This is a genomic window from Nocardia sp. NPDC060249, assembly GCF_042728755.1.
Lineage (GTDB): Bacteria > Actinomycetota > Actinomycetes > Mycobacteriales > Mycobacteriaceae > Nocardia.
The window spans coordinates 196,929-215,764 of record NZ_JBHXAQ010000006.1; the positions used below are offsets into that span (position 1 = coordinate 196,929).

Annotated in this window: 20 protein-coding genes; 8 read left to right on the plus strand and 12 right to left on the minus strand. The window is 68.1% G+C overall.

The window, feature by feature from the left end:
* Nucleotides 1–197: 197 nt before the first annotated feature.
* Nucleotides 198–1,148, minus strand: coding sequence for a 2,3,4,5-tetrahydropyridine-2,6-dicarboxylate N-succinyltransferase (gene dapD / locus ACFWFP_RS22595; protein WP_379298019.1), 951 nt, complete (start codon nucleotides 1,146–1,148; stop codon nucleotides 198–200).
* Between the two features lie 119 nt (nucleotides 1,149–1,267).
* Here dapD and dapE point away from each other — a divergent pair, with 119 nt between their 5' ends.
* The 6 genes from dapE (at nucleotide 1,268) to ACFWFP_RS22625 (ending at nucleotide 7,639) form a co-directional block, all read left to right on the plus strand.
* Nucleotides 1,268–2,362, plus strand: coding sequence for a succinyl-diaminopimelate desuccinylase (dapE, locus tag ACFWFP_RS22600; protein WP_379298020.1), 1,095 nt, complete (start codon nucleotides 1,268–1,270; stop codon nucleotides 2,360–2,362).
* A gap of 110 nt (nucleotides 2,363–2,472) precedes the next feature.
* On the plus strand, nucleotides 2,473–3,273 hold the full coding sequence (locus ACFWFP_RS22605) for a TIGR00730 family Rossman fold protein (RefSeq protein ID WP_379298021.1): 801 nt from the start codon (nucleotides 2,473–2,475) through the stop codon (nucleotides 3,271–3,273).
* Nucleotides 3,267–3,815, plus strand: coding sequence for a TIGR00730 family Rossman fold protein (locus tag ACFWFP_RS22610; protein ID WP_379298022.1), 549 nt, complete (start codon nucleotides 3,267–3,269; stop codon nucleotides 3,813–3,815). The genes ACFWFP_RS22605 and ACFWFP_RS22610 overlap by 7 nt, the downstream gene beginning before the upstream one ends.
* Nucleotides 3,816–3,826: 11 nt before the next feature.
* Nucleotides 3,827–5,593 (plus strand): long-chain-acyl-CoA synthetase, encoded by a 1,767-nt coding sequence (locus ACFWFP_RS22615; protein ID WP_379298024.1) that lies wholly within the window; start codon nucleotides 3,827–3,829, stop codon nucleotides 5,591–5,593.
* A 139-nt stretch (nucleotides 5,594–5,732) separates the two neighbouring features.
* Nucleotides 5,733–6,704, plus strand: a complete 972-nt coding sequence (gene folP, locus ACFWFP_RS22620) for a dihydropteroate synthase (RefSeq protein ID WP_379298026.1) — start codon at nucleotides 5,733–5,735, stop codon at nucleotides 6,702–6,704.
* On the plus strand, nucleotides 6,701–7,639 hold the full coding sequence (locus tag ACFWFP_RS22625; RefSeq protein ID WP_379298028.1) for a glucosyl-3-phosphoglycerate synthase: 939 nt from the start codon (nucleotides 6,701–6,703) through the stop codon (nucleotides 7,637–7,639). Before folP ends, ACFWFP_RS22625 begins: the two co-directional genes overlap by 4 nt.
* A gap of 56 nt (nucleotides 7,640–7,695) precedes the next feature.
* Here the strand turns inward: ACFWFP_RS22625 and ACFWFP_RS22630 are convergent, their stop codons facing one another.
* The 10 genes from ACFWFP_RS22630 to sigE all read right to left on the minus strand — a co-directional run bounded on the left by ACFWFP_RS22630 (nucleotide 7,696) and on the right by sigE (nucleotide 15,253).
* Complete coding sequence (locus ACFWFP_RS22630; RefSeq protein WP_379298030.1) at nucleotides 7,696–8,142, minus strand: DUF6640 family protein; 447 nt, start codon at nucleotides 8,140–8,142, stop codon at nucleotides 7,696–7,698.
* Between the two features lies 1 nt (nucleotide 8,143).
* Entirely contained in the window at nucleotides 8,144–8,737 is a 594-nt protein-coding gene (locus tag ACFWFP_RS22635; RefSeq protein WP_379298032.1) for a TetR/AcrR family transcriptional regulator, read from the minus strand.
* Between the two features lie 103 nt (nucleotides 8,738–8,840).
* A complete protein-coding gene (locus tag ACFWFP_RS22640; protein ID WP_379298034.1) occupies nucleotides 8,841–9,920 on the minus strand; it encodes an XdhC family protein in 1,080 nt (359 codons plus the stop codon).
* A 101-nt stretch (nucleotides 9,921–10,021) separates the two neighbouring features.
* A complete protein-coding gene (locus ACFWFP_RS22645; protein ID WP_379298036.1) occupies nucleotides 10,022–10,588 on the minus strand; it encodes a hypothetical protein in 567 nt (188 codons plus the stop codon).
* A 116-nt stretch (nucleotides 10,589–10,704) separates the two neighbouring features.
* Complete coding sequence (locus ACFWFP_RS22650; RefSeq protein WP_378711877.1) at nucleotides 10,705–11,562, minus strand: hypothetical protein; 858 nt, start codon at nucleotides 11,560–11,562, stop codon at nucleotides 10,705–10,707.
* A 191-nt stretch (nucleotides 11,563–11,753) separates the two neighbouring features.
* Nucleotides 11,754–12,173: a Sec-independent protein translocase protein TatB gene (gene tatB / locus ACFWFP_RS22655; RefSeq protein ID WP_379223610.1), complete on the minus strand. Its 420-nt coding sequence runs from the start codon at nucleotides 12,171–12,173 to the stop codon at nucleotides 11,754–11,756.
* Between the two features lie 114 nt (nucleotides 12,174–12,287).
* Nucleotides 12,288–12,503, minus strand: coding sequence for a hypothetical protein (locus tag ACFWFP_RS22660; protein ID WP_379298038.1), 216 nt, complete (start codon nucleotides 12,501–12,503; stop codon nucleotides 12,288–12,290).
* Nucleotides 12,504–12,589: 86 nt separating this feature from the next.
* Nucleotides 12,590–14,152: a trypsin-like peptidase domain-containing protein gene (locus ACFWFP_RS22665; RefSeq protein WP_379298040.1), complete on the minus strand. Its 1,563-nt coding sequence runs from the start codon at nucleotides 14,150–14,152 to the stop codon at nucleotides 12,590–12,592.
* Between the two features lie 10 nt (nucleotides 14,153–14,162).
* Nucleotides 14,163–14,531 carry a hypothetical protein gene (locus tag ACFWFP_RS22670; RefSeq protein ID WP_378940531.1) on the minus strand — a complete coding sequence of 123 codons (369 nt, stop codon included), beginning with the start codon at nucleotides 14,529–14,531 and terminating at the stop codon, nucleotides 14,163–14,165.
* A 59-nt stretch (nucleotides 14,532–14,590) separates the two neighbouring features.
* Nucleotides 14,591–15,253, minus strand: coding sequence for an RNA polymerase sigma factor SigE (gene sigE / locus ACFWFP_RS22675; protein ID WP_379298042.1), 663 nt, complete (start codon nucleotides 15,251–15,253; stop codon nucleotides 14,591–14,593).
* A 376-nt stretch (nucleotides 15,254–15,629) separates the two neighbouring features.
* On the opposite strand from sigE, the gene ACFWFP_RS22680 reads away from it, so the two are divergent.
* Nucleotides 15,630–16,262 (plus strand): O-methyltransferase, encoded by a 633-nt coding sequence (locus ACFWFP_RS22680; RefSeq protein ID WP_379298044.1) that lies wholly within the window; start codon nucleotides 15,630–15,632, stop codon nucleotides 16,260–16,262.
* Here ACFWFP_RS22680 and glgC read toward each other — a convergent pair.
* The gene (glgC, locus tag ACFWFP_RS22685) at nucleotides 16,259–17,476 is read right to left on the minus strand and encodes a glucose-1-phosphate adenylyltransferase (protein WP_379298046.1); all 1,218 of its coding nucleotides are present in this window, start codon (nucleotides 17,474–17,476) and stop codon (nucleotides 16,259–16,261) included. The genes ACFWFP_RS22680 and glgC overlap by 4 nt on opposite strands.
* 110 nt (nucleotides 17,477–17,586) lie before the next feature.
* On the opposite strand from glgC, the gene glgA reads away from it, so the two are divergent.
* Nucleotides 17,587–18,753: a glycogen synthase gene (gene glgA, locus ACFWFP_RS22690; protein WP_379298359.1), complete on the plus strand. Its 1,167-nt coding sequence runs from the start codon at nucleotides 17,587–17,589 to the stop codon at nucleotides 18,751–18,753.
* The last annotated feature ends 83 nt before the right edge of the window (nucleotides 18,754–18,836 follow it).

Genomic DNA, 18,836 nt, shown 5'->3' on the forward strand with positions numbered 1-18,836 from the left:
AGCAGTAGTGATCTTTCCGAACTTCATTCTTCAATCCCTCCGCTTTTTCGCTGTCCTGATCGGACCAGCGAAACGAAGGTTAGCGTGCGAAATTGCTTGTCGCACATTCGGGTTCATTGTCATGAAACCGCAATATTTGCTGAATTGTTTCTGTGCCGGGAATTGCCGGGCCGCTCGGCCCGGCAATTCGCCGCCGATCAATCGTTGGCGTGCAATGCGGCGTTCAGTTCGACGCCGGTGCCCTTGCGCGGCACGACCTCGACCGCGCCGGTGGTGGAATTGCGGCGGAACAGCAGGTTGTCCTGACCCGACAGGCTCGCGGCCTTGACGACGGTGCCGTCGGGCCCGGTGACCTTGGTGCCCGCGGTGACGTAGAGGCCGGCCTCGATCACGCAATCGTTGCCGAGGGAGATGCCGACGCCCGCGTTGGCGCCGAGCAGTGAACGCTCGCCGACCGAGATGACCTGGGTGCCGCCGCCGGACAGGGTGCCCATGATGGAGGCGCCGCCGCCCACATCGGAGCCGTCGCCGACCACGACGCCGGCCGAGATACGACCCTCGACCATCGAGTTGCCGAGGGTGCCCGCGTTGAAGTTGACGAAGCCCTCGTGCATGACGGTGGTACCCGCGGCCAGGTGCGCGCCGAGCCGGACCCGGTCGGCGTCGCCGATGCGCACACCGGCGGGGACCACGTAGTCGACCAGGCGGGGGAACTTGTCGACGCTGAGCACCGTCACCGGGCCGCGGGCGCGCAGCTTCAGGCGGGTCTGCTCGAAGCCGTCGACCGCGCACGGGCCGTGGTTGGTCCACACGACATTGCTGAGCAGGCCGAACTGGCCGTCGAGGTTGAGCCCGTGCGGTCGCACGAGGCGGTGCGAGAGCAGGTGCAGGCGCAGGTAGACGTCGTGCGCGTCGACCGGGGCAGCCGACAGGTCCGCGATCGTGGTGCGCACCGCGATCACCTCGACCCCACGCGCCGCGTCCACGCCGAGGAGTTCGGCGAACTCGGGCACGTCGACGGCGTCGAGACGCTGGGAGCCGGTTTCGGTGAACTCGCCCAGCGCGGGGCTGGGGTACCAGGTATCGAGGACGGTCCCGTCCGAGGTCACATTGGCGATACCGACTGCAGTTGCTCCCTGAATACTCACGGACGCTATTTTGCCCGTTCCGGCTGTCGCGGTGTGCCGCGGGCCCTGTGCGTTCGACCACGCGGTCTGGTTCGCCCGGATCAGGGGTTCGAGGGCGAACCCGTACTACTGTCGAAGATGTGACTCTCGATTTGCGTGCCGATCCCATCAAGTTGACCGCCGCCCTCGTCGACGTGCCGAGTGTGTCGCGTGACGAGGCCAAGATCGCGGATCTGGTCGAGCAGGCGATCCGGGAGCAGACCACCGGGTTCGAAATTCTGCGGCACGGAAACGTGGTGCTGGCGCGCACGCGGCGCGGGCTGCCGACGCGGGTCATTCTGGCCGGCCATCTGGATACCGTGCCGATCGCGGACAATGTGCCGAGCCGGCCGGACGAAGTCGACGGTGAAGCGGTGCTGTTCGGTTGTGGCACAGTCGATATGAAGTCCGGCGACGCGGTATTCCTCCATCTGGCCGCCACGATCGCCGATCCGGCCCATGATCTGACGCTGATCTTCTACGACGGCGAGGAGATCGCCGCGGAGTTCAACGGCCTCGGGCGCATCGAGCGGGAATTGCCGGAATGGCTCGAAGGCGACTTGGCGATTCTCGGTGAGCCCTCGGCGGGTTGGATCGAGGCAGGCTGCCAGGGCACGCTGCGGGTGCGCTTGACCACTTCGGGCGTGCGCGCGCATTCGGCGCGAGCCTGGCTGGGGGAGAACGCGATTCATGGTCTCGCTCCCGTGCTGGCACGGTTGTCGGCCTACGAGGCGCGCGAGGTCGATATCGACGGTTGCGTGTATCGCGAGGGGCTGTCGGCCGTGCGGGTCTCGGGTGGGGTTGCGGGCAATGTGGTGCCCGACGTCGCCGAGGTGGATGTGAACTTCCGTTTCGCCCCCGATCGCAGCGTCGAGCAGGCCGTCGCGCACGTCCGCGAGGTCTTCGACGGGCTCGATGTCGCCTTCGAGGTCACCGATTCCTCGCCCGGCGCCCTCCCCGGCCTGACCGCACCGGCCGCTCGCACCCTCATCGACTCCGTCAACGCCCACGGCGGCGGCGGCGTGCGCGCCAAGTACGGCTGGACCGACGTCTCCCGCTTCGCCGCCCGCGGCATCCCCGCCGTCAACTTCGGCCCCGGCGATCCCAACCTCGCGCACAAACGCGACGAGCACGTCCCGCTCAGCCAGATCACCGCCGTCACCGCGATGCTGCGGACCTATCTCTCGAAGCCCTAGCGTCGGACAGGCGCTCAGCAACCGCCGGTGAACAAGGCGGCCGTGCCGTGGCCCGGTCGATCCACCAAGTGCGCGCCCGTGCCCGCAATCCCACACAGTAGGTTGGTTTCATGTCTACCGATTCCGCTGATGAACAGGTCAGGAAGGCCAAGCCGAAGTTCCGTGGGCCGGTGATGTTCCGCCGGGAGCGCAAGCCCGGCACGCGGACCGCCGACCGGAATCTGCTCGATACGCGGCAGGACAGCGAGTGGGTGCACACCGATCCGTGGCGGGTGCTGCGGATCCAGGCCGAGTTCGTCGAGGGGTTCGGCGCGCTCGCCGAGATTCCGCGCGCGGTGACGGTGTTCGGCTCCGCGCGAACGGGTCCCGACCATGCCGAGTACACCGCAGGCACGGCGATCGGCACCGCGCTCGCCGAGGCGGGCTTCGCGGTGATCACCGGCGGCGGCCCCGGCGCGATGGAAGCGGCCAACCGCGGCTGCTCGGAGGCGGGCGGCTATTCGATCGGGCTCGGCATCGAGCTGCCGTTCGAGCAGGGGCTCAACAACTGGGTGGATCTGGGGATCAACTTCCGGTACTTCTTCGTCCGCAAGACGATGTTCGTGAAGTACTCCCAGGCCTTCGTCTGCCTGCCCGGTGGCTTCGGCACCCTCGACGAATTGTTCGAGGCGCTCACCCTGGTGCAGACCCGCAAGATCACCCGGTTCCCGATCATCCTGTTCGGCGTCGACTACTGGTCGGGCCTGGTCGACTGGTTGCGCAGCTCGCTGGCGGGCTCGGGCAAGATCTCGCCCGAGGACCTCGATCTGATCCAGCTCACCGACAGCGTCGACGAGGTCGTGCGGATCATCCAGGGCGAGACCGGCGACCACGCGAACATCGAACGTCTCGGCACCGAGGATCAATGGTGAGCTATTCCGTCTGTGTCTACTGCTCCGCCAGCACCACCGATCCCGATCTGATCAGCCTCGCCGCGCGGGTCGGCACCGAAATCGCCCGGCGCGGGTGGCAATTGGTCTCCGGCGGTGGTCACGTGTCGATGATGGGCGCGGTAGCGACCGCGGCGCGGGCCGGTGGCGCGCACACCATCGGCGTGATCCCGAAACATCTGGTGCACAGGGAAGTCGCCGATGTCGACGCCGACGAACTGCTCGTCACCGACACCATGCGCCAGCGCAAACAGCTGATGGAAGCGCGCGCCGACGCGTTCCTCACCCTGCCGGGTGGCATCGGGACACTCGAGGAACTGTTCGAGACCTGGACCGGCGGCTACCTCGGCGAACACACCAAACCCGTGGTCCTGTTGAACGCGAACGGCTTCTACGACGGCCTGTTCCGCTGGATCGATGAACTGTCCGAACGCACCATCGTGCCGAGGCAGGCGCGTGAGCGCCTGATCGTGGCCACCGACCTGCCCACCGCGTTCGCCGCGCTCGAACCGGCCGCACCGTAGGAGAGATCGACGTGAGCACAGACGCCCGCGACACGGTAAGCGTGTTCGACCTGGCCAAAGCCCTGCCCGCAATGGCACTCGACGCCCCCGGCATGCTGCGCAACGCGCGCGGAATGCTGGTGGGGCCCAAGGACAAAGCCTCCATCGGCCTGTACTTCCAGCGCGTCGCGCACCGCCGGCCCGATCGCGTGTTCCTGCGTTTCGAAGGCCGCTCCTACACCTACCGTGCCGCCAACGGTGAGGTGAACCGGTACGCCGCGGTGCTGTCCGCGCGCGGGGTTTCGCGTGGTGATGTGGTCGGTGTGCTGATGACCAACCGGCCCGAGACCCTGTTCACGGTGCTGGCCGTGCTCAAACTGGGCGCCACGGTCGGTCTGCTCAACTACAACCAGCGCGATCAGGTCCTCGCCCACAGCATCGGCCTGCTCGGCAGCGTGCTCAACGTCGTCGGCGCGGAGTGCGCCGAGGCGCTGGAATCGCTGCCCGAGCCCGCGGCGAACGTGCTCACCGCCGAGGAACTGGCCGAATCCGCCCGCACCGCGGCCGATTCCGATCCCGCGGTGTGCGCGCGGGTGCGCGCGGGGGAGCGGGCGTTCCTGATCTTCACCTCCGGCACCACCGGCCTGCCCAAGGCCAGCGTGATGACCCATCAGCGCTGGACCAAGAGCATGTCCGGGCTCGGCGGGCTCGGTGTCCGGTTGCGCGCCGACGACGCCCTGTACTGCTGCCTGCCGCTCTATCACAACAACGCGCTCACGGTCGCGCTGTCGGCGGTGCTCGCGGGCGAATCGACCTATGTGCTCAGCCGCAAGTTCTCGGCGTCGGGGTTCTGGGACGAGATCGCGCGCGAACGGGCCACCGCGTTCATCTACATCGGTGAGCTGTGCCGGTACCTGATCAACCAGCCGGTGCGGCCCGCCGAGCAGGGCAACCGGGTCCGGCTGGCCGTCGGCAACGGGCTGCGGCCGGAATTGTGGGACGAGTTCCGTCGCCGGTTCGGGATCGGCCGGGTGGTCGAGTTCTACGGGTCGAGCGAGGCGCCGCTGGCGTTCGTCAACGCGTTCGGCGTCGACCGGACCGCCGGGCTGTGCCCGCTGCCGTACGCGGTGGTGGAGTACGACGACGAGACCGGCCGGGCCCGGCGCGGTCGTGACGGGAAGCTGCGCCGGGTGCGGTCCGGCGGGGTGGGGCTGCTGCTGGCGAAGGTGAACAACCGTCAGCCGTTCGACGGGTACACCGACAAGAAGGCGTCGGAGTCCAAGCTGGTGCGTGACGGCTTCAAGAAGGGCGACTGCTGGTTCGACACCGGCGACCTCGTCCGCGATCAGCACTTCTGGCACATCGCGTTCGTCGATCGGCTCGGCGACACCTTCCGCTGGAAGGGTGAGAACGTCGCGACCACCGAGGTCGAGGGCGCGCTCGGGCACCACGAGAGCATCGAACAGGCCGTCGTCTACGGCGTCGACATCCCCGGCACCGACGGAAAAGCGGGCATGGCCGCGATCACCCTCGCCGCCGAAGCCTCGTTCGACGGGAAGGCCCTGGCCGCCACCGCCTATGGACGCCTGCCGCTGTACGCGGTCCCGCTCTACGTGCGAGTGGTCGGGGAACTGGAACAGACCTCGACGTTCAAGAGCCGGAAGGTGGAACTGCGCAAGCAGGGCTACGCACCCGATCCGGACAGTCAGCTGTATGTGCTGTCCGGCCCGGCGGATGGCTACATCCCGGCCTACGACGAATACGCGGCTGACGTTGCCGTCGGCAAAGCCCCGAGGTAGCAAGGTAACGTCTGATTTCGCATGAACATGGGTAACTCACCAGGGACCGGCACACCGAGCCACCGCCTGTCCGCAGGTCGCCAACGCGAATCTCGACCACTCGAGTCCGGCCAGGAGTCGCGGAGGGGCGGAAAAGCACATGGGTAACTCGTCGGGTACGCCCGGACCCCGACCAGAGAACGAACCGCCTGCCCGCAACACAAGCAGTCGCGGTCCCGAGTTGTCGGCAGAAGTCCCGGGCAGGCGCGACGAGCGGACTTTGTGCGGGCGCGAGGTGGCCACGGATCGCGCGCTGGTGATGGCGATCGTGAATCGCACGCCGGACTCGTTCTACGACCGTGGTGCCACGTTCAGCGACGAGGCCGCGATGGACCGGGTCGCGCGCGCGGTCGACGAGGGCGCTGATCTGGTCGACATCGGCGGCGTGAAGGCCGGGCCGGGCGTCACCGTCGACGCGGCCGAGGAAACGCAGCGGGTGGTGCCGTTCGTCGCGGCGATCCGGGCCAAATATCCGGACCTGTTGATCAGTGTGGATACCTGGCGTGGTGACGTGGCGCGGGCGGCCGTCGGCGTGGGCGCCGACCTGATCAACGACACCTGGGCCGGAGCCGACCCCGATCTCGTGCACGTCGCCGCCCACACGGGCGCGGGGATCGTCTGCAGCCACACCGGCGGCGCGGTGCCGCGCACCCGTCCACACCGTGTTCGGTATGCCGATGTGGTGGCCGAGGTGACCGCGACAGTGGTCGCCGCGGCCGAGAACGCCGCGGCCGCGGGGGTGCGAGCCGACGGCATCGTGATCGATCCCACCCATGATTTCGGGAAGAACACCTATCACGGGCTCGAGTTGTTGCGCGGAATCGACGGTCTTGTAAAAACCGGATGGCCAGTCCTGATGGCACTGAGCAACAAGGATTTTATCGGGGAGACTCTAGGAGTAGGTCTTACCGAAAGGGTCGAGGGCACGTTGGCGGCAACCGCATGGTCGGCCGCCGCGGGTGCTCGGATCTTCCGGGTTCACGAAGTCGCCGAAACCCGGCGGGTCGTGGACATGATCGCCGCGATCCAGGGCATCCGGCCCCCCGCACGAACTCTGCGAGGTCTGGCATGAAAATCCAACACCGCGAGCCCGCCTGGGCCACTACCCACACATGGGACACCCCTGATTGGACGGTCGGCGAACTCGTCGCCGCCAAGGAGGGCCGCACCGTTTCGGTGGTGCTGCCCGCGCTGAACGAACAGGACACCGTCGCCGATGTCGTGGCCAGCATCCGGCCGCTGCTCGGCACCCTCGTCGACGAACTGATCGTGCTGGACTCCGGGTCCACCGACGCCACCGCCGAACGCGCACGCGCGGCGGGCGCCGAGGTGATCTCGCGCGAGGAGGCCGTTCCCGAACTCGACCCGGTCCCCGGCAAGGGCGAGGTGCTGTGGCGGTCGCTGGCGGCCACCACCGGCGACCTGATCGCGTTCGTCGACTCCGACCTGATCGATCCCGACCCAGCTTTCGTGCCCAAGCTCCTCGGCCCGCTGCTGATGATGCCGGGCACCCACCTGTCCAAGGCCTACTACCGCCGCCCGTTACGCCAGGGTGAGTCGGTGGACGCCAACGGCGGCGGCCGCGTCACCGAACTCGTCGCCCGCCCCCTGCTGGCCGCCCTTCGCCCCGAACTGGCCCAGGTCCTCCAGCCGCTCGGCGGCGAATACGCGGGCACCCGTGAACTCCTCACGTCGGTTCCCTTCGCCCCGGGTTACGGCGTCGAAATCGGTCTGCTCCTCGACACCTACGACACGATGGGCCTCGACGCCATCACCCAGGTGAACCTCGGCGTCCGCACCCACCGCAACCGCCCCCTCGCCGACCTGGGCGTCATGAGCCGCCAAATCCTCGGCACCGCCCTGCGCCGCAGCGGCGTGCCCGACTCCGGCGCCCCCCTCACCCAATTCCCGTTGATCGAAGGCGAATTCATCGCCCACGCCACCACGGTCTCCCTCGAAGACCGCCCCCCGATGAAAACCCTTCGCCCAGAACAAGTCGCGGCGTAGTTCGTCCACCTCGGGCGTCGCCTCGGTCGTCAGGCCGGTGCGGCGCCCGAGGTGTGTCAGTCCCGGTGACGCGCGCTGAGCGCGACAGCGACGGTCAGTAGCGCCAAGAGGATCACCGCGAGCAGTACCTGGGGATGCAGGCCGATGATCGTGATGCCGGCGAACTCCGGATCGTGCACAGCGGTGCCGGGAAACAGCATTGCCGCCAGCAAGCCGAGCCACGGCGTGGCCAGGATCGCGCAGGCCGTCCACAACCGTGTCCGGGTAGCGCCGTCGCGCCGCAGCAGCAGCGTCGACGCGAGCGCGCCGAGCAGGATCGACATAACGATGTACTGGGCATCGTGGAATTTCGCGTGCGGCGGCCACGCGTCGTTGCGCAGGTGCTGTGCCGCGCCCGCCGGAATGACGAAATCCGCCAGCAGAGCGCCGAAGACGGTGATGACCGCGACGAGCACGGCGAGAACGCGCGGGGCGGAGAGGTTTCTGGAGACGACGGTCGTCATGTCACGAGGTTCCTTGCTGATGTGGATGTTTCGGGGAGTGGAGGCGCAGGAAGTCGTCGAGGACATCACACACGTAATCGAGGTCGAAGGTGCGGTTGGCGACCAGACGACGGAAGAACAGCGGACCGTGCAACTGATCGACGGCGAGGTCGACATCGAGTTCGGCGGGTAGCTCGCCGCGGGCGACGGCCTCGGTCAAGGTCGTGCGCGCCGCCCGGGTTCCCGACCGGTACAGCGCCTGCTTGACCTCCGCGAATTTCGGGTCGACAGCGGCCCTTTCGATCATCACCCGCATGCCCTGCTCGGTCGCCGGTTCGTGCAGCATCGCGCGCGTGGCTGTGAGTTCGGTCAGCAGGTCGGCGCGCAGATCCCCGGTCGGTTCCGGCCGGGCGAGGGTGATGTGGCGGGTCAGGGTGGCGCGCACCAGATCGGTCGGCTCCGGCCAGAGCCGGTACAGCGTGGCCCGGCTGATCCCGCTACGTGCCGCGACGGCGCCGTGCGTGAGCCCGGCCAGTCCCTGCTCGACCAAGAGTTCGCGAGCCGATGCGAGCGCGGCATCGCGACTGCGCACCGTTCGTGGGTCGGGTGGTCGCACCGCACTCCTTCCGGACAATCTGTTTCATAACTTCGAAACAAACTGTATCGAACTTGTGCGCGGATGAACAGCTACCGGGTTCGTTCGTTTTTTCGAGGCGTGTCTAGTCCGGTCGGCGGTGGATGGGGCCGTCGAGGTTCGCCAGGGGTTGGGCCGTGGTGTTACCCCGGTCGGCGAGGATTTGGGCGAGGATGGAGACCGCGGTTTCCTCGGGGGTGTTGGCGGCCAGGTCGAGGCCGAGGGGGCTGCGGATGCGGGCTGTTTCGGCGGCGGTGAGGCCGGCGTCGCGGAGGCGGGCAGTGCGCTCGGCGTGTGCCCGGCGTGAGCCGAGCGCGCCGATGAATCCGACATCCGGCAGGCGCAGGGCCGAAGCCAGCAGGGGGACATCGAATTTCGGGTCGTGGGTGAGGACGCAGACCACCGTGCGGTCGTCGACGCGGCCCGCGTCCTGTTCCGCGTCGAGGTAGCGATGCGGCCAGTCGACGACCACCTCGTCGGCTGCCGGGAAACGGGTGGGGGTGGTGAAGGTTTCGCGGGCGTCGACGACGGTGACGTGGTAGCCGAGGTTCGTCGCGGCGACGGTCAGCGCCCGGGTGTAGTCGTTGGCGCCGGCCAGGATCATCCGGGCGGGCGAGCGGAAGACCTGCACGAAGGTGCGGGGGCGCTCGGCTTGGGCCGGGGTGCAGTCCTGGGCGCCGACGAGGCCGTTGTGGCCGGCGGTGAGGAGGGTGGCCGCATCGTGATCGAGGCCGCGCCATGGCGGGCAATCGCCGGGGTGCAGGAGTCTCCGGTCGGGGGCCGACTCGAGGGTGGTGGCGTAGGCGACCGGACGATGAGCTTCGAGCGCGGCGTGGAGGGCGCGCACGGTGGGCAGGTCGGTGTCGTCGAGGCGTTCGACGAAGACCTCGATCTCGCCACCGCACGGCAGGCCGACGCTGATTTCGTCGGCGGCGGCGAAACGCTCGAGGGTGGCGTGGCCGTCGAGGAGAACCCGGTGGGCAGTGGTGAGTACCGCCGATTCGACGCAGCCGCCCGACAGCGAGCCGAGTACCCGTCCGTCGCCGGTGACCACCATCGCGGCCCCGGTTTCGCGCGGCCCGGCACCGGTCCGGTCGACGATCCTGGCCAGCGCGAGGGCCTGGTCGGGGAGCAGTTCGAGCACCTGCCCGAGCAGATCACGCATTGCGCACCGGCCTCTCCACGATCACCGTCCGGGCGTTGTGACCGTGCTGACCAGCCTAGTTATCTCCGGGCATGCGCGCGCGGGGAGCGGCCGGAGAGTCGTCAGTCGAGGATCTCGCGCTGCTGGAGGCCGGCGGGCACCGCACCGGTGCGGAAGAAGTCGCGGAAGATCTCCACCGCGTTGTCGGCGGTGAACACCTCTTCCGGGTAGACGTAGGTGTCCTCGTCGCCGTGCGGGAGGTAGACCGTCGGCAGGCCGAGCCGTCCGCCGGGTAGGCCGAGGGTGAAGCGCCGGGTGACGTGATCGACCGTCCTGCGCAGCTGCAGCGCCATCGCGTCCGCCGAGCCGACGCAGCCGAGCGCGAGATCGCCGCGCGCCGAACTCACCGATGTGGTGACCTCGGTGGCGGGCACCGGTTCGGGCAGCACGGTCAGATCGAGCGCGTAGCGCTGATGACCGTCCATCCGGCGCAGGGGGCGCAGAAAGCTGTCCACGTCCTCGTGCGGGCCGAGGAAGACCTTCAGGCGGTCGCTGTAGGTGACGCGATGGGTGGTGACGATGACGTCGCCGGTGGCCGGCTCCGGGTCGAAGGGCGGAACTGGCTGCGGGTGGCCTGTCGCGTGCACGGGCAGAACCCGGCATGCGCCGGCCTCGGGAGACGAGAACATCTGATGCTCACCTACTCACACTCGGTTACTCGCTAGCAATCTAACCATCGCGGGCGACTTGTGATCCATAACAGTACAGTGATGCAGATCACCAAGTATGGCAAGTTTAATTCAGACTATGGACGAACCCGGGTCGTAGCCAACTTGGGGTCTGTTTCATGGCGGTATACCGGGGTGAGCAGATCCGCATCAACGGGTTCACCGGTCGCGCGGTCGTACCGGACCGCGATGAGCACCGAGAACAAATGGCTGCTCGCGCGTTCGTGCAGGGTCGCCAACCGAGTTGCCAGCAATCGGATCGCACCCAGCGAGCCGGGCGGATGCAGTCCGTCGATCAGCATGATGCTGCCGCGGCGGTCCGGTCTGGGCAGCCGGGCGAGGTAGGCGATGTCGTGGGGTTCGGTGCCGCCCGGCCGGTACACGCGCCGCGCCGCCCTGTCCTCGATGCCACGCCGGGTATCGCCGGCCCGGGTGACGGTGCGGCGCAGGCGGGGATCGGCCACCACCAGCTGACGCAGGCTGGGGGAGAGCTCGGGGCCGCCGAGGATCACCAGCCCGTCGCGATTGAGGTCGATCGGCCTGCCCGGCAGGAACGTCTCGACGTTCGCGGCGAAGCCGAGCTGTCGCAGGAGCTCGGCCAGGCGCTGGGCGGCTTGGGGGTCGGGCGCGCCGAGCAGCCTGCCCGAGCGGACCTCGGGGGCCAGCACGGTCAGCGTGCCGTGCCCGAAGAACAGCCCTTCGGGCACGGGGCCCTGGGTGCTCACCTGGTGGATGCGCGCACGCGACAATCCCGCGGCGGCACCGATCCGGGCGAACGTCCAGCCGTCGGCATGGAGTTCTCGGATCACGGCTCGCCGGATCCTCGTTAGTTCGTTGATGGTCTGCTGGGCAGCCGCCACCCCGTCGGTGGCTGCTTTGAGTCTCTCGACCTTGTCTTCGATCGCAAAGACTCGTGCCACGTCATCGGCCGACATGTGCGAAGTCTAGACAGCTCGACAGCGTTGTGTGTCTATATCGGTTGACATCGAACTGTCTTGCGAGACAACGATCTCGGACACCGATTGTCGGCAAATCACAGATGGGCGAGGTCGCCGCCGCAGTGGCCGATCGGCGCGACCTCGCAGCAAATGCCGACCGTGCGGTGTGTTCGGTGGTCAGGAGCGTGCTAGGTCGCGTCGTAATCGACCGGGGGGCGCTCGTTGCGCTCCAGCGACTTCTGCGGCTCGGGCTTCGACGGGGTGCCCGGCATCCCGCTGCTGGTGCCGAACAATTGCTGCTTGTCGGGTACCGCGCTCTCCAGATCGCGCAGCACCGAGTCGTCACCGCCCAGCAGGTGCTTGGTGACCACGGCCCGCGGGCTCATACCGCGCAGCTCGTTCAGCTCCGCGAGCGGCTTGCGCAGGTCGTCGAACTCCGGCCCGAGTTCCTGCTTCAGCTGAGAGGTGGCGCCGCTGGCGTAGTCGCGCGCCTGGCGCAGCGCGCCCGTGGTCCAGCGGACGGCACCGGGCAGGCGCTCCGGGCCGAGGATCACGAGGGCGGCGACGAGCAGGATCATCATCTCGCTCCACCCGATATTGCTGAACACGGATCTCAGACTACCGGTTGCCGGACGCCGGTACCGGAATGAGGTGATTGCGCCCAAACGAACAACGAATGCCAGGCGGCCTATCGACCACCTGGCATTCGGGTGAGAATACTCCTACGTGGGATACACCACGATCTTGCCGTGGTGCGGCCCGTTGTAGCAATATTCCTGACCGTCTGTCGCCACCGCCGTCTTCCCGCCGGTTTGCTGGCAGACGAACCAGTCGACGTACTGGTCGTTGGTTTCCGCCGCGGCCGGCGTTGCCAATGCTGCGGCAAGCGCGACCATCGCGATCGAAGATCCGATTGACAATTTTACGAGACGAAGCATCGTCACCCTCCCCAGGTAATTCCGAATCGAACGCTCCCGAGTCTATGTCGTACGACTACTGTTGCGCCAGAAAGAATTTCGGCAGGTCAATCGGACTCGAGGGTCACCGGAACATCCACTTTGCGGCCGTCCCGAATGAGTTGGACGATAACGGTCTGATTGATCTGATGCGACTGCTCGGCCACGGTGAACTCATCCGCGCTCGTGACCTCACGGTCGCCGACCCGGACGATCACGTCGCCCTCGCTGATTCCCGCCCGTCCGGCAGGGCCGTCAGGGGCGACGTCGGCGACTTGAGCGCCGCTGGTGACCTCGTTGGCGACCGTCTTCGTGCGGACCGCCAGGCGCATGGTCGGGTGGTGCATCTGGCCGTCGCGGATCAGGGTCTGGGTGACCGTGGTCATCACGTCGACCGGGATGGCGAAGCCCAGGCCCACCGAACCGCCGGTCTCGCTGCGGATGGCGGTGTTGATGCCCACCACGCGGCCCTGCATGTCGACCAGCGCGCCACCGGAGTTACCCGGGTTGATCGCGGCGTCGGTCTGGACGGCGTCGATCACCGCGTTGGTGTCGCTGCCCTCGCCAGCGAGCTTCACGGGGCGGTGCAGGGCGCTGACGATGCCGGAGGTGACGGTCTTGCTCAGACCCAGCGGCGAACCGACCGCCAGCACGTCGTCGCCGACCTGAACGTCGGCGGACTTGCCGAGATTGGCCACCGTGAGGTTCTTCGCCTCGACCTTGAGTACCGCGAGGTCGGTCTTGGGATCGCGGCCCACGATCTGCGCGGGCACCCGGGTGCCGTCGGAGAACTGCACCTGGATGGCGGCCCGATTGGACTTGTCGGTCGCGGCCATCGAGATCACGTGGTTGTTCGTGACGACGTACCCGCCGCCGTCGATCACCACGCCGGAACCGGTCGCGCCGTTGTCACCGACGGTGACCCGGATCGACACCACCGAGGGCAGAACGGCATTGGCGACGGCGGCGATCTGACTGTGCGGAGTCTCGACACCCGCGCTCTGATCGAGGGTCACCTTGCGTGAGGTGAGCGTGGACGCGGTCTCGGCGGTGATCCGGCCGACGAGCCCGCCGAACACGGCGATGCCGAGCGCCAGCGCGGCCAAGATGGCGAGCGCCTTGGGCGCCACCCGCGAACCGAACAGCACCTCGCGCGCGCTCAGCTTGTCGGCGACAGGCAGCCGGGCGGGCGGGGGAGTGTCGACGGCGGGCGAGCCGAGCCGGGCTGCCGCGTCGGGGTCACGCCACGGATCCACCGGACCCGCGATGACGGTCGTCGGCTCGTCGGCGCCGGGTTCACGCTGCAGCAGCTCCGAGGAGCCCTCGGGCCGGGCGAACGCCTCGGCGAGCACACCGTCCGGCGGGCGCTGGACGATCCCCTCGTCGGCGCCCTTTCCGCTCGCGCGCTGGGGGTCGTGCGGTGCGAACGAACCGGCTTGGCCGTTCGGGCGGCGGAACGCGCGCGCGGTGTGGCTGTCGATGTGCGGCCGGTAGACCGGGCGCGGCCCGAGGCTCGGCGCGTCGGAGGGGCGCAGGGTGCCGCGCGCGTCCTTGCGTGAATCCGCCCTGGGTGATTCAGCCCCCGAATCCGAGTGGTCGGCCGATCCGGAATTCGTCGATTCGCCTGTCACGTCGCAGACTCTACTTGCGCCGCCACGTTGTCCACCGGGTCGCGGTGAAGGAATCGGTGATGAATCCGAGAAATGCCTCGTTACGGCGTTGCGGTTCGGGTGCGTTGCCGGGGAGGTCGGCCAGCGGAATGCGCGAGAGGCTGTCGTGCAGGCTACGCGGAATCGCCACCTCGGCGGCCCGGCGCAGCGCGATCCGCGCCTGCTGCTGGGCATCGACCTCGGCGGCGCACTCGGGGCAGACCGAAAGATGCTGGGCGGCGCGCAGATACGCGTTCATGCGCAGTTCGCCGTCGACGAAGGCCGCGACAGCCTCACTGGCCAAGTGCTCGGTGGGCTGAAAGCGCGGTGGGCGACCTGCGGCACTGGGGTCCACACTCATGCGGAGTTCTTCCTTCCGACCGACATCACCTGAGCCACCGGGTGACGTCGCAACACCCGTCACACCGATGGGGCTTCAGCGGAGTACCGCTGCTCACTTCCATTATGCGCAAGGTACTCGCGCAGTGCCTGACGCCCGCGATGGATCCGGCTGCGCACGGTGCCGAGCTTCACCCCGAGCGTGGCGCCGATCTCCTCGTAGGACAGACCCTCGATGTCACACAGCACCACGGCGGCACGGAACTCCGGCGCCAGCGAGTCCAGCGCTTTCTGCAGGTCGGGGTCGAGGCGGGAGTCGTGGTAGGCGTCCTCGGGGGTCGGCCCTTCGGCGGGGACCCGGTCGTAGTCCTCGGGCAGCGCTTCCATGCGGATGCGGTTGCGGCGGCGGACCATGTCGAGGAACAGGTTGGTGGTGATGCGGTGCAGCCAGCCCTCGAAGGTGCCGGGCTGGTAGTTCTGCAGCGAGCGGAAGACCCGGATGAAGGTGTCCTGCGTGAGGTCCTCGGCGTCCTGGGCGTCGCCGGAGAGACGGTAGGCCAGGCGATAGACCCGGTCGGCGTGTTCGCGGACGAGTTCGTCCCAGGACGGCATGGCGGCGCGATCGCCGGTCGCGTCGAAAGCGGCGGTGCCGGTGAGTTCGGCGTCGAGTTCTTCGGATTCTGCCGCGATGAGATCAGCGGGCAGAGTCTGGTCGGTGGCGTCTTGACGCGCCGTGTCTACCATCGGGATGGGACACCTCCTACTCGGGACCGCTGGCACGAAACCTGGCCGGTCCGGGTCAGCGAACCTTGCTTATCGACAATCAACCAGCAACTGTGTGCGGTTGTTCCCGAGCTTCGTGCCCGCCGCGATCGGCTGGCCTTGCGTAGGGCAACTATTTCCTGCCCTGATATGGGTCAGGTGTGGAGATCCTGAGTGTGACCTGAGAATTCCGGTCGGACTCGAGCCTAGTCCCGCCGGCAACGGAGAACCAGCAGTTCGGAGCCTGTTGTGACCGATCCGCAAATCTTCGGCAATTGTCCGGGATCTGTGCGACACAGTGCCGGATCCGTCCCTTTGCTGAATACACAGACCCCTCCGGTGGCCTAGCCTCATAGCTGTGGCATCGAACGTGGAGCGGAACCTGGCCTATGTGGAGGAGTCCGTCGTCGAGGACGAGGTCCTGCTCGAAGCGCGTGAGCGCGCCACCGAATTGGGTGCCGCGCCGGTGCCCGCGGCGGTCGGCGCGCTGCTGAGCATGTACGCGCAGATGCTGGGCGCGCGCTCGGTGGTCGAGGTCGGTACCGGGGCGGGCGTCAGCGGGCTGTGGCTGCTCGACGGGATGCGCGAGGACGGGACCCTGACGACGATCGACTCCGAGCCCGAGCATCAGCGCGCAGCCAAGGAGGCGTTCCGGACCGCCGAGATCGCGCCCTCGCGCACGCGACTGATCAACGGGCGCGCGCTGGACGTGCTGCCCCGACTCGCCGATGGCTCCTACGACCTGGTGTTCATCGACGCGGCGCCGATGGAACACCCCCACTACGTCGAACAGGGCGTGCGGCTGCTGCGCGAGGGTGGCGCGTTCATCCTCAACAACGCGCTACTCGGCGGGCGGGTGCCCGATCAGGACCAGCGTGACCCGGCGACGCAGGCCGTGCGCGCGGCGACCAGGGCGATCGCCGAGAACCCCGAGCTCACCAGCGTGCTGATCCCGATCGGTGACGGCCTGCTCTGCGCCTCGCGGGGCTAACCGACCCAGATCCCCTTGCCGACGGTCACCACACCGCCGTTGCTGACCGCGAAACGCTCCCGGTCGCGGTCGAGGTCGAGGCCGATGATCTCGCCCTCGCCGACCACCACGTTCTTGTCCAGGATCGCGTGGCGCACCACCGCGCCGCGCCCGATCCGCACACCGGGCATCAACACACTGCCGTCGACCGTCGCGCCGTCCTCGATCACCACGTTCGAGCTCAGCACCGAATTGCGGACCGTGGCCGCCGACAGGATCGAGCCCGCCCCGACGATGGACTCCTGAGCGAGCCCGCCCTGCGCGAACTTCGCCGGCGGCAGGTTCTCCGCCGCGCCGCGGATCGGCCAGTGCTTGTTGTAGAGGTTGAAGACGGGGTGCACCGAGACCAGGTCCATGTGCGCCTCGTAGAAGGCGTCGATGGTGCCGACGTCGCGCCAGTAGCCGCGGTCGCGTTCGGTGGCGCCGGGGACATCGTTGTCGGCGAAGTCGTAGACGGCGGCCTTGCCGTCGGCGACCAGCTTCGGGATGATGTCGCCGCCCATGTCGTGGTCGGAATCGGAGTTCTCGGCGTCGGCGCGGATGGCGTCGACCAGCACGCGGGTGGTGAACACGTAGTTGCCCATCGACGCGAACGTCACGTTCGGGTCGTCGGGGGTACCGGGCGGGTGCGCGGGCTTCTCCAGGAACTGGGTGATCCGGCCGGACTCGTCGGTGTCGATGCAGCCGAACGCGCTGGCCTCGGCCCTCGGCACCCGGATCCCCGCGACGGTGACGCCCGCGCCCGAGGCGATATGGCTGGCCACCATCTGTTCCGGATCCATCCGGTACACGTGGTCGGCGCCGAACACCACGATGTAGTCGGGATCCTCGTCGTAGATCAGGTTGAGTGACTGCATGATCGCGTCGGCGCTGCCGGTGTACCAGCGCGGCCCGAGACGCTGCTGGGCAGGCACCGGGGTGATGTACTCCCCGGTGAAGCCCGACAGCCGCCAGGTCTGGGAGATGTGGCGATCGAGCGAGTGCGACTTGTACTGGGTGAGCACGCACAGGCGCAGGTATCCCGCGTTCACGAGGTTGCTCAACACGAAGTCGATGAGCCGGTAGGCGCCACCGAACGGAACCGCGGGCTTGGCGCGGTCGGCCGTGAGTGGAAACAGTCGTTTGCCCTCGCCACCGGCGAGCACGATCCCGAGTACGTGCGGCTGGCTCCTCACCCTGCTCAAAGTACAGGGCCAGCGAGGGAACGGTGGCCCATGTCGACCCGAGGGTCTAATTTGGACCGGTGAGTGATGGCACCGACAGCGAGCAGACTCCAGCGCAAGCGCTGCGAGTCGCGATGCTGACCCGGGAATATCCGCCCGAGGTGTACGGCGGCGCGGGAGTGCATGTCACCGAACTCACTGCCCGGTTGCGCGAGCTCTGCGACGTCACCGTGCACTGCATGGGCGCGCCGCGCAACGGTGCCGTGGTGCACCGGCCCGACCCGGAGCTGTACGCCGCCAACGCCGCGTTGCAGATGATGTCGGCGCAATTGCGGATGGCCGCGGCCACGGGCGGGGTGGACGTGGTGCATTCGCACACCTGGTACGCGGGGCTGGCCGGGCATCTGGCCGCCATGCTGTCCGGGATTCCGCACGTGCTCACGGCGCATTCGCTGGAACCGCGCAGGCCGTGGAAGGCCGAGCAGCTCGGTGGGGGATATCGGCTCTCGTCGTGGTCGGAGCGAAACGCGATGGAGCACGCCGACGCGGTGATCGCGGTGAGCGAAGGCATGCGTCACGACGTGCTCGACGCGTATCCCGCGATCGATCCTGGTCGAGTTCATGTGGTGCACAACGGTATCGACGCGAGCGTGTGGCACCCCGGCCCGCCCGCCGGTGACGAGGAGCCGGTGCTGGAGCGGCTCGGCGTACGCGCCGACCTGCCGATCGTGTCGTTCGTCGGGCGGATCACCCGGCAGAAGGGTGTCGGGCATCTACTCGCGGCAGCCGCCGGGTTCGACCCTGACATCCAGTTGGTTCTGTGCGCGGGCGCGGCCGATACCAAGGAACTCGAGGTGGAGGTCGCGGCCGCCGTCGACGGATTGCTGCAGCGGCGCGGCAACGTCTTCTGGGTGAAGGAGATGCTGCCCGCCGAGCAGGTCCGCCAGATCCTGTCCGCCTCCTCGGTTTTCGTGTGCCCGTCGGTGTACGAACCGCTCGGCATCGTGAACCTGGAGGCGATGGCCAGCGCGACCGCCGTCGTCGCCTCCGATGTGGGTGGGATTCCCGAGGTGGTCGTCGACGGGGTCACCGGCCGATTGGTGCACTACGACCCAGATGCGACGGGAGACTACGAGCGGGCGCTCGCGACCGCGGTGAACGAGGTCGCCGGGGATCCGGCGCTGGCCGTGCGCTACGGCGAGGCCGGGCGGGCGCGGGCGATCGCGGAGTTCGACTGGGCGCGGATCGCCGAGCGCACGGTCGAGGTGTATCGCGGCGTGCTCAGGTAGGTCGTCGGCATCACCGTTCGCATAGCCAGTCGCCCAGCCCGCCGGTAGCCTTGTCGCACAGGGTCTTCAGGACACATGGGGGG

Bases quoted from the DNA above. Each gene is read 5' to 3' on its own strand.
- ACFWFP_RS22605 (WP_379298021.1), top strand. From the start codon at position 2,473: ATGTCTACCGATTCCGCTGATGAACAGGTCAGGAAGGCCAAGCCGAAG.
- ACFWFP_RS22610 (WP_379298022.1), top strand. From the start codon at position 3,267: ATGGTGAGCTATTCCGTCTGTGTCTACTGCTCCGCCAGCACCACCGAT.
- folP (WP_379298026.1), top strand. From the start codon at position 5,733: ATGGGTAACTCGTCGGGTACGCCCGGACCCCGACCAGAGAACGAACCG.
- ACFWFP_RS22625 (WP_379298028.1), top strand. From the start codon at position 6,701: ATGAAAATCCAACACCGCGAGCCCGCCTGGGCCACTACCCACACATGG.
- ACFWFP_RS22630 (WP_379298030.1), bottom strand. From the start codon at position 8,142: ATGACGACCGTCGTCTCCAGAAACCTCTCCGCCCCGCGCGTTCTCGCC.
- ACFWFP_RS22640 (WP_379298034.1), bottom strand. From the start codon at position 9,920: ATGCGTGATCTGCTCGGGCAGGTGCTCGAACTGCTCCCCGACCAGGCC.
- ACFWFP_RS22645 (WP_379298036.1), bottom strand. From the start codon at position 10,588: ATGTTCTCGTCTCCCGAGGCCGGCGCATGCCGGGTTCTGCCCGTGCAC.
- ACFWFP_RS22650 (WP_378711877.1), bottom strand. From the start codon at position 11,562: ATGTCGGCCGATGACGTGGCACGAGTCTTTGCGATCGAAGACAAGGTC.
- ACFWFP_RS22660 (WP_379298038.1), bottom strand. From the start codon at position 12,503: ATGCTTCGTCTCGTAAAATTGTCAATCGGATCTTCGATCGCGATGGTC.
- ACFWFP_RS22670 (WP_378940531.1), bottom strand. From the start codon at position 14,531: ATGAGTGTGGACCCCAGTGCCGCAGGTCGCCCACCGCGCTTTCAGCCC.
- sigE (WP_379298042.1), bottom strand. From the start codon at position 15,253: ATGGTAGACACGGCGCGTCAAGACGCCACCGACCAGACTCTGCCCGCT.